The following is a 14,547-nucleotide window of genomic DNA, read 5'->3' as shown; positions in this document are numbered from 1 at the left end:
GCGCACCAAGAGTGCAGTCCAAGCTGAGCACGATGTTCCAGTCCCTACAGGTCCGCAACTACCGCCTTTTCGCATCCGGGCAGCTGATCAAGCTGATCGGCGTCTGGATGATGTTCATCGCCCAGGACTGGCTCGTCCTCGAGCTCTCCGACAACTCGGCCACCGCGCTCGGCGTGGTCACCGCACTCCAGTTCACCCCGGTGCTGCTGCTCACCCTGCTCTCCGGCCGGCTCGCCGACCGGTACGACAAGCGGGTGCTGCTCTTCGCCGCGAACGCCTTCTGGACCGTGTTGGCGCTCGGCATGGCCGTGCTGGTCCTCACCGACCTGGTGCAGCTCTGGCACGTCTTCGCCTTCGCCGCGCTGCTCGGCACCGCCAATGCCGTGGAGACCCCGGTCCGCCAGGCGTTCGTCTCCGAGTTGGTCGGTACGCCACTGCTGCCCAACGCGCTGTCGCTCAACGCGGCCGTGTTCAACTCCGCCCGGATCGTCGGCCCGGCCGTCGCCGGTCTGGCCATCGCCGCCTTCGACGTGGGGCCGGTCTTCCTCTTCACCGCGCTCAGCTCGATCGCGCCGCTGGTCAACGTGGTCCGGATGCGCACGGCCGAGCTGCACCGCGACGCCCTGTTGCCCCGGGACGAGCGGGCGTCGGCTCGGGTGATCGACGGGCTGCGGTACGTGTGGCGCCGCCCGGACCTGCTGCTGCCGATGGCGGTGATGTCGGTGATCGGCATGTCGCTGTTCAACTTCCAGCTCACCCTGGCCGCGCTGGCCAAGACGGTGTTCCATACCGGTGCCGCCTCCTTCGGCCTGTTCAGCACCGCGCTGGCGGTCGGCGCGCTGGGTGGCGCGCTCAGCGGCACCAGCCGGCGCAGCCGACCGTCGGTCTGGCTGGTGCTCGGTGCTGCGATCGCCTGCGCCAGCTTCGGCACCATGGTCGGCTTCGCGTCGGCGTACTGGCTGGTCGTGACGCTGCTGGTGCCGACCGGCTTCTTCATGGTCTTCTTCGCTCAGGCCGCCAACCAGCGGGTCCAGTTGGGTGTGGACGCGGCCTTCCGGGGTCGGGTGATGGCCCTGTGGGTGCTGGTGTTCCTGGGTACCAACCCGGTCGGCGCGCCGCTGATCGGCTGGGTCGCGGAGCACTACGGTGCCGGCGCCAGCATCTGGATGGGTGGTCTGCTCTCGCTGGCCACCGCGCTGATCGCGCTCACCTGGCAGCTGCGCCGCTCGGGTGCCCGGCTGCGCTTCCGGGTGCTGCCGATGCCCCGCTTCTACGTCACCTCCACCGACTGATGAGGTGTGGGGAAGGGCCGTCTGTTATCGGATTCCGCATAGCAGGGGGCCCTTTCCGTACTGTCGAGCCCGGGCAGGTCCCGTTGAGCGGATGGCGCGGATGCGGCCAATTCGGTGGCGGGGCGGCACGACGGGGCTTAGCGTCGATACGTGGGAGTCGGACGCGCGCTGATGCTGGCCCTGGCGTTCCTCGCCGTGGCCAGTCTGCCGGCGGCCTTCGCCCTGCTCTTCTGCGCCGACGAGATCCTGGACCGGGTGGTCTGCGGCTGGTCCGAGTGGCGTGAGCGCCGGCGGGAGCGACGAACCATCGCCCGTCTCGACCGTGCCATCGAAGCCGACGCACTGACCCGGGACATCGACCTCAGCGAGTTCGACCGGATCGACCGACGCCCTCTCGAACAACTCGCCGCCGATCTGCGCCGCCTCGGCGGCCAGCGGCTCGGCGGGACCGGCCGGTCGATGGTGTGGCACGGCGCGGTGGTCCAGGCGTACGACGACCGGCTCCGGCTGGCCTGCCGCGCCCTCGGCATCACCGAACATCTCGCCGAGTTGACCGGCGTCGACCAGGAGATCGAGCGGGTCCGGGTGGAGGGCGTGCTGCACGCCGCCGGGCTGGCCCTGCCGGCGGCCCGGGCCGGGCACCGGCAACGGCACCGCTGAGAGGCCCGACGGTTGCGGCTCTTCGTGGCGGTCTGCCCGCCTCTTGAGGCCCTAACCCACCTCGGCGCAGAGGTCGCCCGACTGCGGATCGGCGCGGCGGCCGCCGCCGGCACCAACGTCCGGCTCGCCGACCCGGCCGACCTGCACCTCACCCTGGCCTTCCTTGGTGAGGTCGAGACGGCCCGGCTGGTCGAGGTGGAGAGCGCGCTCGGACTGGCCGCCGAGTGGTTCCGCGACGGCCGGGACGCCTCGCCCCGACTGAGCCTCGGCGGTGGCGGCCGGTTCGGCCAGGGTCGGTCCACCGTGCTCTGGGTGGACCTCCAGGGCGACGTCGAGTCGCTGCACGCACTGGCCCGGCTCATCCGGTCCCGGCTACGGCACGCCCGGCTGCCGTACGACGACAAGCCGTACCGCCCGCACCTGACCGTCGCCCGGCCCGGCGACCGGGTGGACCCGGCCGACATCGAGGCCGACCAGGCCACCCTGGACGGCTACCAGGGGCCGCCGTGGCCGGCGACCGAACTGCTGCTGGTACGCAGCCACTTCGGCCCCCAGCCACGCTACGACCGCCTCGCCGCCTGGCCGCTCTGACTCAGCCCACGGCGGCGGATGGTCACCAGGCCCACGCCTCCGGGCCGGGGCCGCCCTTGCCGACCGGCGGGAACAGCTCGTCCAGCCGACCCAGCGTCGCCTCGTCGAACGTGACCTCCAGCGCGCCGAGCGACCGGTCCAACTGCTCGGTGGTGCGCGGGCCGATGATCGGTGCGGTCACCCCCGGCCGGCTCAGCAGCCAGCCGAGCGCCACGTCGGCCGGGTCGTGGCCGAGATCGGCGCAGAGCTTCTCGTACGCCTCGATGGTCGGCCGGTGCTCAACCAGCGAGTCGGCCGCGCGGCCGCTGGTGCCGCGCGCGGCAACGCCCTCGGCCATCTTGCGCAGCACGCCGGCGAGCAGCCCACCGTGCAGCGGCGACCAGGGGATGATGCCCAGGCCGTGGTGCTGCGCGGCCGGTACCACCTCCAACTCGACGTGCCGGGTGAGCAGGTTGTAGATGCACTGTTCGGAGACGAGGCCGAGGAAGTTGCGCCGGCCGGCGGCTTCCTGCGCCACTGAGATGTGCCAACCGGCGAAGTTGGACGACCCGACGTAGAGCACCTTGCCCTGCGCCACGAGCGTCTCCATTGCCTGCCAGATCTCCTCCCATGGCGTGCTCCGGGAGATGTGGTGCATCTGGTAGAGGTCGATGGTGTCGGTCTGCAACCGGCGCAGCGAGTCCTCACAGGCCCGGATGATGTGCCGGGCGGAGAGGCCCTGCTCGTTGGGCCAGGTGCCCATCTTGCCGTAGACCTTGGTGGCCAGGACGATTTTCTCCCGCCGGCCGCCACCCTGGGCGAACCAGCGGCCGATGATCTGCTCGGTGATCCCCTCCCCGGTCTGCCAGCCGTAGACGTTGGCGGTGTCGAAGAAGTTGATCCCGTGCTCCAGCGCGCGATCCATGATCGCGAAGCTGTCCGGCTCGCTCGTCTGCGGCCCGAAGTTCATCGTTCCCAGGCAGAGCCGACTGACCGAGAGACCGGTGCGGCCCAGATTCGTGTACTCCATGAAGCCCACACTGCCACGGGGGCACTTCGAGTGCCTCGCGCCGACGGGTGGCGAACCGCCACCCGTCAACGCGAAGCGTCAGGAGGACTCGCGGGCGGCCGGACCGCTGCCGAAGAGCACGTCGTCCCAGCTCGGCAGCCGCTTGCGCGGCTTGCCGTTGGCGTCGGTGGACTCGCCACCGGCCGCCGCCGCGCCAGTCCGGCGGGGCCGCAGCACCGCCAGCGACGGCACGGCCGGCACCTCCTTGGGCGCGTCCGAGTCGTCGTCGAAGGCCGACCCCTGGCCGCCGCCGAGCAGTGCCGCGGCACCACCGCCGACCGGCCGCTGCCGGGGTGCGTCCGACCCGGCAAGGGCGGCCGGGGTACGCGGCTCCAGGCCGCGGCCCGACGAGGCGCCGAGCGGGCGGTCCAGCGAGGCGAGCAGCGCGTCCCGTCCGGCCCGGATCGGGTCCCGGCCGGTGCGCGGGTGCTCGGACGCCGCCGGCAGCCCGTGCCCGCCGCGACTGGGCTCGCCGCGCGACGGACCCGGCAGGGAGTGGCCGCCCCGCTCCGGCGCCGGCTCCTGGCCGAGGATCGGCGTGGGTCGCTCGGCGCACAGGTACTGCGCCATGTCGTCGTGCGGGGTGACCGCCTGCCGGGTCTTGTCGAGATCCCAGATTGCCTGTGCGGTGGCCTTGCCGGACGGCCAGGTGGCGATGATCCGCCAGGTGCCGTCGTCGCGCCGGTACGCGTCCCAGGAGATCTTCTCGGTGTCGATGCCGTGCTGGCTCAGCCGGCCGTTGACCACCTCGGCGAGCGGGGTGGGCTTCTCCGCGCCCTTGAGCCGGGTGCGGCGGGCGTGCTGGGCGAGCATCGCCCGCTCCTGGAGCACCGGGCCGGCGTAGCGCAGCACCCGGTCGACCGGCACACCGGCGATCCGGGCGACGTCCTCGGCGGACTCACCGGAGCGGATGCGGGCCTGGATGTCCCGAGGGGACAGTGAGGGGATCGGATCGGCAGCCGTCGGTGCCGCCGCGAGCGGCGGGGCACCCGGCTCGGCGTGCATCGCGCCGGCGATCCGCTCGTCGATCGGCAGGGCGAGCAGCCGCCCGACCTCGTCGGCGAGAACCAGGGCATGGCCGTCCTCGGAGAGGGCGACGAAGCGTACTGGGCGCATAGCGTTGCCTCCGTCCCGCTTCGCTGGCCGCACGCCACGAGTCGGCCACCCAGGCGTCTCGGACCACCGTACGCGCATCTGTCTCGGGGTGGGGGAAGCGACACCCCGCATGTCGCGACTGAGCTGCAACGATGATCACGGTCGGTGTCCGCCGGGGCCCAGACGAACACCGTCCGTGACGATCCTCAGAGTCGTTCGACCACGTAGTCGATGGACGCCGTCAGCGCCTCGACGTCGGCCGGCTCGATGGCCGGGAACAACGCCACCCGCAGCTGGTTGCGACCGAGCTTGCGGTACGGCTCGGTGTCCACGATGCCGTTGGCGCGCAGCGCCTTGGCGATCGCGGTGGCGTCCACCCCGTCGGCGAAGTCGATGGTGGCGACCACGTTGGACCGCAGCGCCGGGTCGGTGACGAACGGGGTGGCCACCGTGGACCGCTCCGCCCAGCCGTACACCGTGGCGGCGCTCTCGGCGGTGCGCTTGGCGGCCCAGGCCAGCCCGCCCTGCGCGTTCATCCAGTCGGTCTGCTCGGCGGCCAGGAAGATGGTGGCCAGCGCCGGGGTGTTGTACGTCTGCTCCAGCCGCGAGTTGTCGATCGCGGTGACCAGGTCGAGGAAGGCGGGGATGTACCGCCCGGACGCCTTGATCTCGGCGGCCCGGTCCAGCGCGGCCGGCGACATCAGGGCCAGCCAGAGACCACCGTCGGAACCGAAGCACTTCTGCGGCGCGAAGTAGTAGACGTCGGTCTCGCCGACGTTGACCTCCAGGCCGCCGGCGCCGGAGGTGGCGTCGACCAGCAGGAGCGAGCCCTCGTCCGCCCCGGCCACCCGGCTGATCGGCACCGCCACACCGGTCGAGGTCTCGTTCTGCGGCGTCGCGTAGACGTCCACGCCGGCCTCGGCGACCAGGGTCGGCGCAGTGCCCGCGTCGGCCTTGCGGACGGTCGGCTCGCCCAGGAACGGGGCGTCCTTGACCGACTTGGCGAACTTGGCGCCGAACTCGCCGAAGCTGGCGAACTGCGCCCGGTCCCGGATCAGGCCGAAGGTCGCGACCTCCCAGAACGCGGTGGTGCCACCGTTGCCGATCACCACCTCGTAGCCCTCGGGCAGCGAGAAGAACTCGGCGATGCCGGCGCGCAGCCGGGCCACCTGGTCGCGGACCGTCTTCTGCCGGTGCGAGGTGCCCAGGTAGCTGGTCGCCACCTCGGCGAGGGCGGACACGGCCGCCGGCCGGACCTTGGACGGGCCGCAGCCGAAGCGTCCGTCGGCGGGCTTGATCTCGTCGGGAATCCGGATGAGCGGTGCGTCAGCCACGGTCTTGAAGGTCCTTCCGCAAGGGCGAGGGCGGGCTCGGTGCGGATCGGCGGCGGGCGCGTACGCGGGCGCACGGCAGCCGGGATCCGACCGGCGATCCGGCGACACTGCCGACCCTCATCCTCGCACCCTGACCCGCGCCGGGCAGGCGGGGTCCCGAGGGACGGCCTGAGTCCTTCGCCACACCCGGCGCCGACCGCTCGGACGGCGGTTGGAAAGGGCCCCTCCTGCACGACGGACGTTCAGGAGGGGCCCTTCCTTGCCGCTCAGACGCCGTGCGGGATGGCGCTCCAGCCTTCGACCTCGCTGGGCTTGCGGGTGTTCGGGCCGATGTACCGGGCGGACGGACGGACCAGCCGCTGCAGGCGCTTCTGCTCCAGGATGTGCGCGCTCCAGCCGCCCATCCGGGCGCAGGTGAACATCGAGGTGAACATGTGCGCCGGCACCTCGGCGAAGTCCAGCACCACGGCCGACCAGAACTCGACGTTGGTGGCCAGCACCCGGTCCGGGCGGCGGGCCTGCAACTCGGCCAGGGCCGCCTTCTCCAGCGCCTCGGCGATCTCGAAGCGCGGCGCGCCCAGCTCCTTGGCGGTGCGCCGGAGCACTCGGGCGCGCGGGTCCTCGGCCCGGTAGACCCGGTGGCCGAAGCCCATCAGCCGCTCGCCGCGGTCCAGCACGCCCTTGACGTAGCCCTCCGCGTCACCGCTGCGCTCCACGGCCTCCAGCATGCTGAGCACCCGGGACGGGGCCCCGCCGTGCAGCGGGCCGGAGAGGGCGCCGATGCCGGAGGAGATGCAGGCCGCCGCGTCCGCCCCGGTGGAGGCGACGATGCGGGCGGTGAAGGTGGAGGCGTTCAGGCCGTGCTCGGCGGCCGAGATGAAGTACGCGTCGACGGCCTTGACGTGCCGCGGGTCGGGCTCGCCCCGCCAGCGCTTCATGAACCGCTCGACGATGGTCTGTGCCTTGTCGATCTCCTTCTGCGGCACCGCCGGCAGGCCGAGGCCCCGGGCGGACTGGGCGACGAAGGAGAGCGCGGTCACCGAGACCCGGGCGAGGTCCTCGCGGGCCTGCTCGTCGGAGATGTCCAGCAGCTGGTTGAGCCCCCAGTACGGGGCCAGCATGGCGACCGCGGACTGCACGTCGACGCGGATGTCGCCGGAGTGCACCGGCACCGGGAACGGCTCCGCCGGCGGCAGGCCCGGCCCGAACCGGCCGTCGACCAGCAGCGCCCAGACGTTGCCGAACGAGACCTGGCCGATCAGATCCTCGATGTCGACCCCGCGATAGCGCAGCGCGCCACCCTCACGGTCCGGTTCGGCGATCTCGGTCTCGAAGGCGACTACGCCCTCCAGCCCGGGTTTGAAATCGGCCATGTCGCTCTCCTGGATCTGGTCGGTGCGCCCGATCAGCTCATCCGGCCGGTCGGCCGAGCGCCTTAGGCGACCCTCAGGGATGTGTTCGGAACATCTTGCCTGGTGAGTAACCGGATACGCGACCCGCTGCGACTGTGCTGCACATGACATCCCCGGACGCGCATTCTCCGCGCGGCTCAGTGAGACTGGGCGGTGCGGGCTGGCCAGCGCGGGAGGGCGCCGACCAGGCCGCCGAGAAGGAGTGGGGACGTGACGGGCGACACACCCGCCCCGGCCGCGATGCGTAACGAGTACGCCGCGGACCTGGGCCTGACCGAAGCTGACCTGGCCGCCGACTGGCACACCCAGTTCGACCGCTGGTTCGCCGACGCGGTGGCCTTCGGGCTACCCGAACCGAACGCGATGGTGGTCGGCACCGCCGACGCCGCCGGCCGGCCGAGCGGGCGGACCGTACTGCTCAAGGGGTACGACCCGGACGGCTTCGTCTTCTTCACCAACCACCTCTCCCGCAAGGGCGTCGAGGCGTCGGCCAACCCGTACGCCAGCCTGGTCTTCCCGTGGTTCCCGATGCAGCGTCAGGTGCTGGTCACCGGGCGGATCACGCCGGTCGACCGGGCGGCGGTCGAGTCGTACTTCGCCAGCCGCCCGCGCGGCTCCCAGCTGGGCGCCTGGGCCAGCCCGCAGTCGCAGGTGGTGCCGGACCGGGCCGCGCTGGAGGAGCGCTACCGCGCGGCGGCCGAGCGGTTCGCCGACGAGGCCGTCATCCCGACCCCGCCGCACTGGGGTGGGTTGCGGGTCCGGCCCGAGTCGGTGGAGTTCTGGCAGGGCCGGGCCGGCCGGTTGCACGACCGGCTCCGCTTCCGCCGCACTGACGACGGCCCACCCGGCGACGGTCCGCCCGACGGCCCGGGCACCGAGGGCGAGAGCTGGACCGTCGAGCGGTTGGCGCCGTGACGGGGGTGCAGGAGGCCCGGCCGCGCGGAGCGCGCCGCTGGGCGATCGACGTACGTCCGCTTCGCGTGCCGGCGTACCGGCGGCTCTGGCTCGGCAACACCGTGGCCATGTTCGGCTTCCAGTTCACGGCCGTCGCGGTGCCGGTGGAGATGTACGCGCTGACCAGGGACTCGTTCTGGGTCGGCCTGCTCGGCGTGGCAGCCTTCGTACCGCTGCTGGTCTTCGGGCTCTGGGGTGGCGCGGTCGCCGACGCCCGCGACCGCCGGGTGGTGCTGCTCGGCGGGTCGGTGCTGCTCTGGGCGTCCACTATCGGTCTGCTGGTCCAGGCGCTGCTGGACGTGGGCAGCCCGGTGCTGCTGCTGGCGTTGATGGCGGTGCAGTCGGTGGCGTTCGCGATCAGCTCACCGGCACGCAGCGCCATGTTGCCCCGACTGGTCCCGGCGGACCTGGTGCCGGCCGCCAGCACCCTGAACTACACCACCTTCACCGCCGCCTCGGTGGCCGGCCCGCTCGCCGCCGGCCTGATCCTCGCCGCCTCGCCGGACACCGCGGTGGTCCTGCCGATCGCGTACGGGGTCGACGCGCTGCTGTTCACCGCGATGCTCTGGGCCGCCCTGCGCCTGCCCTCACTGCCCCCCGAGCCGACCGCCGACGGCGAGCCCCGCCGCGCCGGGCTGGCCAGCGTGATCGACGGGTTCCGCTACCTGGCCACCACGCCGGTGCTGCTGCTCTCCTTCGGGGTGGACCTGATCGCCATGATCCTGGCCATGCCGCGGGCGCTCTTCCCGGAGATCGCCCACGAGCGGTTCGGCGGTGGTGGCGCGGTCGGCCTGCTCTACGCCGCCATCGCCATCGGATCGATGATCGGTGGGCTCACCTCCGGCTGGATCGGTCGACTCCGCCGGCAGGGGCTCGGCCTGGTGGTCGCGGTGGTCGCCTGGGGGCTCGCGATCGCCGCGGCCGGGCTGGCCCACCAGCTCTGGCTGATGGTCCTGCTGCTCGCCGTGGCCGGTGCCGCCGACCTGGTCAGCGCGGTGCTGCGCCAGTCCATGCTGCTCGTGTACGCGCCGGACCGGATGCGCGGCCGACTCCAGGGCGTCAACACGGTGGTGGTGGCCGGTGGTCCGCGCCTGGGTGACCTGCGGGCCGGCACCATGGCCGCCGGGTTCGGTGGCGGCGTGGCCTGGGTGGCCGGCGGGCTCGCCTCGGCGGTGCTCGTGGTGGTGCTCGCGGCTGCCTTCCCGGCGCTGCTGCGCTACCGGGCCGCTACGGCGTCGAGCGGCGACCGGACGTGACCGGTTAGGGTCGCCGGCATGGAAAGCCCCGATCAGCGTCCGTTCTCCGGCGCTCAGTGGACCATCTCCGCGGCCGGCCACGAGGCCGTCATCGTGGAGGTCGGCGGCGGGTTGCGGACGTACCGGCATGACGGTGTCGACCTGGTCGACGGGTACCAGGTCGACGAGGTCTGCCCCGGCTGCGCCGGGCAGGTGCTGGCCCCCTGGCCGAACCGGATCCGGGATGGTCGCTACCCGTTCGGGGATCGGACCCACCAGCTCCCGCTGACCGAGCCGGAGCGGCACGTGGCCATCCACGGGCTGGTCAACTGGGTGCCGTGGCGGCTGCTGGAGCAGTCGGCGGACGCGGTGACGGTCGGCTACGACCTGCCGCCGCAGCCCGGCTACCCGTGGCCGCTGCGGCTGCGCAGCCGGTGGAGCATCGGCGCGGACGGGCTGCGCGCCGAGCACGAGGTGACCAACACCGGTGGTGAGCTGGCGCCGTTCGGCTTCTCCGTGCACCCGTACCTGCAACTGCCGGGCGTCGCGGTGGACGACCTGGTCATGCGGCTGCCGACCCGTACCCGGCTGCTGGTGGACGGGCGGCTGCTGCCGGTCGGGGCGACCCCGGTGGCCGGCACCGAGTACGACTGGACCAGCCCGCGCCGGATCGGCGCTGCCCGGCTGGATCTCTGCTTCGGCCAGGTGATCCCCGACGCCGACGGCGGTTCGTCGGTGAGCCTGGCGGCGCCGGACGGCTCGGCCGGGGTGAGCATCTGGGCGGACCAGGAGTTCGGCTGGTGGCAGGTGTTCACCGGGGACGCGCTCACGGGCGTTCGGCGCCGCCGTTCGGTGGCGATCGAGCCGATGACCTGCCCGCCGGATGCGTTCCGCTCTGGCAAGGACCTGCTTACGCTCAAGCCCGGCGCGACCTGGCGGGGTGCCTGGGGCATCCGGCCCGGGGCCTGACCGAGCCGGCGGGGGGAGCGGAATGGAGTTCGTCGAGGTCGTCCGGCGCCGGCGGATGGTGCGCAACTACGACCCGGACCGCCCGGTCCCGCCCGACGTGGTCGACCGGCTGCTCGACCACGCGGTCCGCGCCCCGTCGGCCGGGTTCGCCCAGGGCTGGGGCTTCCTGGTGTTGGAGGAGGCGGCCGACCGGGAGCGGTTCTGGGCCGCCACCACGCCCGACACCGGCGGGCGGGAGCGCTGGTTGGCCGGGATGCGCCGGGCGCCGCTGATCGTGGTGCCGCACGCCAACGAGTCGGCCTACCTGCAGCGGTACGCGGAGCCGGACAAGGGCTGGACGGACCGGTCTACCGACCGCTGGCCGGTGCCCTACTGGTACGTGGACAGCGGCTTCGCCGCGCTGCTGATGCTGCTCACCGCCGTGGACGAGGGTCTGGGGGCGTGTTTCTTCGGCATCCCGCCGCAACGGCTGGCCGCCTACCGCGACGCGTTCGGGGTGCCGACGGAGTACCAACCTATCGGTGCCGTCACAGTCGGTTACCGAGCACCCGACCATCGGTCACCATCGCTGCGCCGTGGGCGTCGTCCGGTGGACGAGGTGGTGCGGCGCGGCCGGTGGAGTTGAGCGCGGCGTCCCGTTCGTCCCAGTAAGGATCGGACGAGCGGTAGCGAAACTGACATCAGGGAGCAGAACGCGGTGTGCGCTGGGCGGCTAGGCTGGCACGGTCATCGGTGCCGCGCCGCGCGGTGCTCGCCGCGGCCCGGCTCGGCGCCGTCGGTCGGCCCGGCCACGGGGAGGGGAGCGTGCCGTCGTGATCTTCAGAGCGGTCCGGGACGGGCGTCCCTATCCGGAGCACAACCTGACGCTCAAGCAGTGGGCGGAGATTCCACCGCGACCGCTGCGCCTGGACCAGATGATCACCACCAAGCGTGAGTTGGCGCTCGACAAGCTCCTCGCCGAGGACTCCACCTTCTACGGCGACCTGTTTCCGCACGTGGTGCAGTGGAACGGCGGGCTCTACCTGGAGGACGGGCTGCACCGGGCATTGCGCGCCGCCCTGCAACAGCGCAACCAGATCCACGCTCGCGTGCTGGTGCTCTCCGAACCGATCGAGTGACGCGCCCCCACCCGCTGGCCTGAGTCTTCGTTAAGGTGGCGTCCATGACCGCTCCGCTGGACCTGCTCGACCTGGACCCGTCGCTCACCGAGGAGGAGCGGCAGATCCGCGACGTCGTACGCCAGCTCATCGACGACCGGGTGCGGCCGCACGTCGCCGACTGGTACGAGGAGGGTCGGGTGCCGGCCCGCGAGCTGGCCCGGGAGTTCGGCAAGCTCGGGCTGCTCGGCATGCACCTCACCGGCTACGGCTGCGCTGGCGCCTCCGCGGTCGCGTACGGGCTGGCCTGCCAGGAACTGGAGGCCGGCGACTCGGGCATCCGCTCGCTGGTCTCGGTGCAGGGGTCGCTGGCCATGTACGCCATCTGGCGCTACGGCAGCGAGGAGCAGAAGCAGCGCTGGCTGCCGCCGATGGCGACCGGCGAGGCGATCGGCTGCTTCGGCCTGACCGAGCCGGACCACGGCTCCGACCCGGCCTCGATGGCCACCCGGGCCCGCCGCGACGGCGACGACTGGGTGCTCAGCGGCGGCAAGATGTGGATCACCAACGCGCCGATCGCCGACGTCGCGGTGATCTGGGCGCGCACCGACGCCGGCGTGCGGGGTTTCGCCGTACCAATGGACACCCCCGGTGTCACGGCCCGGGAGATCCGCCGCAAGATGTCCCTGCGCGCGTCGGTGACCGGCGAGATCGTGCTCGACGACGTCCGGCTCCCGGCGGACGCCCAACTGCCCGAGGCGGTCGGGCTCAAGGCCCCGCTGAGCTGCCTCACCGAGGCCCGGTACGGCATCGTCTGGGGCGCGGTCGGCGCAGCCCGGGACTGCCTGGAAACCACCCTGGCGTACGCCACCACCCGCACCCAGTTCGGTCGCCCGCTGGCCGGCTTCCAGCTCACCCAGGCCAAGCTCGCCGACATGGCCGTCGAGTTGGTGAAGGGGCAGCTGCTCGCTCTGCACCTGGGCCGGCTCGGCGACGCCGGTCGACTGCGGCCCGAGCAGGTCAGCGTGGGCAAACTGAACAACGTGCGGGAGGCCCTGGCCATCGCCCGGCAGTGCCGCACCATCCTCGGTGCCAACGGCGTCTCCGGTGAGTACCCGGTGATGCGGCACGCGAACAACCTGGAGAGCGTGCTGACGTACGAGGGCACCTCGGAGATCCACCAACTGGTCGTCGGGCAGCGGCTCACCGGGCTCTCCGCCTTCGCCTGACCTGCCCGTCTGCGCATTCCGGGCGCTCGACGCGCGGCTGTCGTACCGGGGCCGTACCGTCATTGACAGACGACGTGTCTGACGAGGACGGTGAGCGTGATGGCCCGCGACGCTGGCATCAACGAGCCCACGAGGGAGTTCCCCGGTTACCCGACCGGCGACGACCTCAAGGAGCGGTCGGCCGTGACACCCGAGTCGACCACGGACACACCGGGCGGCTCCGGCGACCCGACGACCGGTGGCAACGGTGGGCCGGCGCGTGGCCTGCTTCTGCTGCTCGGGGCTGCCGCGCTGGCCGTGGTGGTGCTGCTCGGCGTTCAGGCGACCGGCCTCCTACCGGAGTTCCGCAACCCGTTCGCCAAGGAGCAGACCGACCGCAGCCAGCCGCCGCTGCTGAAGTCCATCCAGGACCTCAGCCGCTACGTGGCCGCGGAGGGCAACTTCCAGGTCGTGGTCGACACCCAGAACGACCGGCGCAACGTTCCGGACTTCCTGCTCAACGAGCGCACCCTGTTCGTCGGGGCGGGCAGCGTCGAGGCGTACGTCGACTTCGCCAAGATCGGTGATGGTGCGATCGTCGAGTCCGCCGACGGCACCTCGGTCGAGATCAAGCTGCCCGCGCCGCAGCTCGGCCAGACCAACCTCGACCTGGAGAAGAGCTACGTCTTCGCCGAGCAGCGCGGCCTGCTCAACCGGCTCGGTGACCTGGTCGGCAACGACCCCAACCGGCAGCAGCAGGTCTACCAGCTCGCCGAGGAACGGATCACCGCCGCCGCCCGGGACAGCGGGCTCTCGGCCCGGGCCGAGGAGAACACCCGCAAGATGCTGGAGGGGCTGCTGCGCTCCCTCGGCTACCAGCGGATCACGGTCACCTACACCGCCCCCTGACCCCCACCCCGTACGCCGAATCGCCCGCCCCGACGTTCGTCGGGACGGGCGATTCCGTGCGAACCCACCGGCACTCTCCAGCGCCTCAGCGCAAGATCCACATCGCCCGTGCCTGGCGCCGCGGGCTCGGGCTCGGGCGCAAGATCCGCGCAACATCGGGGATGTTGCTGCCTGCGACGCTCGGGAAGCGACAACATCCCCGATGTTGTGGCCTCCCAGCCCGTCGGTGCGGTCTCAGCCCGGTGGTGTGGTCCGGGTGGGGCAGTGCTGCGTGCTGCGGGGGTGGGTCAGTGCCGGGTCGACGCGAGGTAGCGGTCCTCGTTCGGCATGAGGATCCAGAGGATCAGGTAGACGATCACCTGGGTGCCGGGCAGCAGCAGCGACAGCAGGAACAGCAGCCGAACCATCCCGGCGGACATGCCGAACCGCTGACCGAGGCCAGCACAGACACCGGCGAGCATGCGCCCCTGGCGGGGCCGGACCAGTTTGCGACTCATCGTCGTACTCCCACTCTGCGGCGGTACGCCGCGTCTGCAATCCACGGTAGAAAAGTGCGGCCACCTTGCCCTCCGTCCCGAGGAGGATCGGCAACCCGTGGACCCGTAGGTACTTACCCGTGCGGCCCCGCTCCAACGCCTCCCCGCGCCTCGCGCCTCGCGCCTCGCGCCTCGCGCCTCGCGCCTCGCGCCTCGCGCCTCGCGCCTCGCGCCTCGCGCCTCGCGCCTCGCGCCTCGCGCCTCGCG

At 72.3% G+C, this 14,547-nt stretch carries 15 protein-coding genes; 10 read left to right on the top strand and 5 right to left on the bottom strand.

Annotation, left to right across the window (positions count from 1 at the left end; translation table 11 throughout):
* Positions 1-11: 11 nt before the first annotated feature.
* The 3 genes from ABZV00_RS00075 to thpR all read left to right on the top strand — a co-directional run bounded on the left by ABZV00_RS00075 (position 12) and on the right by thpR (position 2,543).
* The gene (locus ABZV00_RS00075) at positions 12-1,292 is read left to right on the top strand and encodes an MFS transporter (protein WP_355600471.1); all 1,281 of its coding nucleotides are present in this window, start codon (positions 12-14) and stop codon (positions 1,290-1,292) included.
* Between the two features lie 150 nt (positions 1,293-1,442).
* On the top strand, positions 1,443-1,952 hold the full coding sequence (locus ABZV00_RS00070) for a hypothetical protein (protein ID WP_355600469.1): 510 nt from the start codon (positions 1,443-1,445) through the stop codon (positions 1,950-1,952).
* Between the two features lie 12 nt (positions 1,953-1,964).
* A complete protein-coding gene (gene thpR, locus ABZV00_RS00065; RefSeq protein WP_355600467.1) occupies positions 1,965-2,543 on the top strand; it encodes an RNA 2',3'-cyclic phosphodiesterase in 579 nt (192 codons plus the stop codon).
* A 22-nt stretch (positions 2,544-2,565) separates the two neighbouring features.
* On the opposite strand, the gene ABZV00_RS00060 is transcribed toward thpR, so the two are convergent.
* The 4 genes from ABZV00_RS00060 to ABZV00_RS00045 form a co-directional block, all read right to left on the bottom strand.
* Entirely contained in the window at positions 2,566-3,552 is a 987-nt protein-coding gene (locus ABZV00_RS00060) for an aldo/keto reductase (protein ID WP_355600465.1), read from the bottom strand.
* A 78-nt stretch (positions 3,553-3,630) separates the two neighbouring features.
* Positions 3,631-4,707, bottom strand: a complete 1,077-nt coding sequence (gene sepH / locus ABZV00_RS00055) for a septation protein SepH (RefSeq protein WP_328422878.1) — start codon at positions 4,705-4,707, stop codon at positions 3,631-3,633.
* A 185-nt stretch (positions 4,708-4,892) separates the two neighbouring features.
* Positions 4,893-6,020 carry a phosphoserine transaminase gene (gene serC, locus ABZV00_RS00050; protein ID WP_328422880.1) on the bottom strand — a complete coding sequence of 376 codons (1,128 nt, stop codon included), beginning with the start codon at positions 6,018-6,020 and terminating at the stop codon, positions 4,893-4,895.
* Positions 6,021-6,286: 266 nt separating this feature from the next.
* Positions 6,287-7,393: a citrate synthase 2 gene (locus tag ABZV00_RS00045; protein WP_328422882.1), complete on the bottom strand. Its 1,107-nt coding sequence runs from the start codon at positions 7,391-7,393 to the stop codon at positions 6,287-6,289.
* A 279-nt stretch (positions 7,394-7,672) separates the two neighbouring features.
* Here ABZV00_RS00045 and pdxH point away from each other — a divergent pair, with 279 nt between their 5' ends.
* From pdxH to ABZV00_RS00010, 7 genes are all read left to right on the top strand, one after another.
* Positions 7,673-8,347 (top strand): pyridoxamine 5'-phosphate oxidase, encoded by a 675-nt coding sequence (gene pdxH / locus ABZV00_RS00040; RefSeq protein ID WP_355601291.1) that lies wholly within the window; start codon positions 7,673-7,675, stop codon positions 8,345-8,347.
* Positions 8,344-9,642: an MFS transporter gene (locus tag ABZV00_RS00035; RefSeq protein WP_355600463.1), complete on the top strand. Its 1,299-nt coding sequence runs from the start codon at positions 8,344-8,346 to the stop codon at positions 9,640-9,642. The genes pdxH and ABZV00_RS00035 overlap by 4 nt, the downstream gene beginning before the upstream one ends.
* Positions 9,643-9,660: 18 nt before the next feature.
* On the top strand, positions 9,661-10,590 hold the full coding sequence (locus tag ABZV00_RS00030; RefSeq protein WP_355600461.1) for an aldose 1-epimerase family protein: 930 nt from the start codon (positions 9,661-9,663) through the stop codon (positions 10,588-10,590).
* A gap of 22 nt (positions 10,591-10,612) precedes the next feature.
* Complete coding sequence (locus ABZV00_RS00025; RefSeq protein WP_355600459.1) at positions 10,613-11,215, top strand: nitroreductase family protein; 603 nt, start codon at positions 10,613-10,615, stop codon at positions 11,213-11,215.
* A 187-nt stretch (positions 11,216-11,402) separates the two neighbouring features.
* Positions 11,403-11,708, top strand: a complete 306-nt coding sequence (locus tag ABZV00_RS00020; RefSeq protein ID WP_030329612.1) for a type II toxin-antitoxin system VapB family antitoxin — start codon at positions 11,403-11,405, stop codon at positions 11,706-11,708.
* A gap of 44 nt (positions 11,709-11,752) precedes the next feature.
* On the top strand, positions 11,753-12,916 hold the full coding sequence (locus ABZV00_RS00015; RefSeq protein ID WP_355600457.1) for an acyl-CoA dehydrogenase family protein: 1,164 nt from the start codon (positions 11,753-11,755) through the stop codon (positions 12,914-12,916).
* Positions 12,917-13,015: 99 nt separating this feature from the next.
* Complete coding sequence (locus tag ABZV00_RS00010; protein WP_355600455.1) at positions 13,016-13,804, top strand: DUF4230 domain-containing protein; 789 nt, start codon at positions 13,016-13,018, stop codon at positions 13,802-13,804.
* Positions 13,805-14,091: 287 nt separating this feature from the next.
* On the opposite strand, the gene ABZV00_RS00005 is transcribed toward ABZV00_RS00010, so the two are convergent.
* The gene (locus ABZV00_RS00005) at positions 14,092-14,301 is read right to left on the bottom strand and encodes a PspC domain-containing protein (protein ID WP_328422894.1); all 210 of its coding nucleotides are present in this window, start codon (positions 14,299-14,301) and stop codon (positions 14,092-14,094) included.
* Positions 14,302-14,547 lie beyond the last annotated feature (246 nt).

It is taken from the genome of Micromonospora sp. NPDC005173 (assembly GCF_040608515.1).
In the GTDB taxonomy this organism is placed as follows: Bacteria; Actinomycetota; Actinomycetes; order Mycobacteriales; family Micromonosporaceae; genus Micromonospora.
This window is presented reverse-complemented; position numbering and strand designations above follow the sequence as displayed.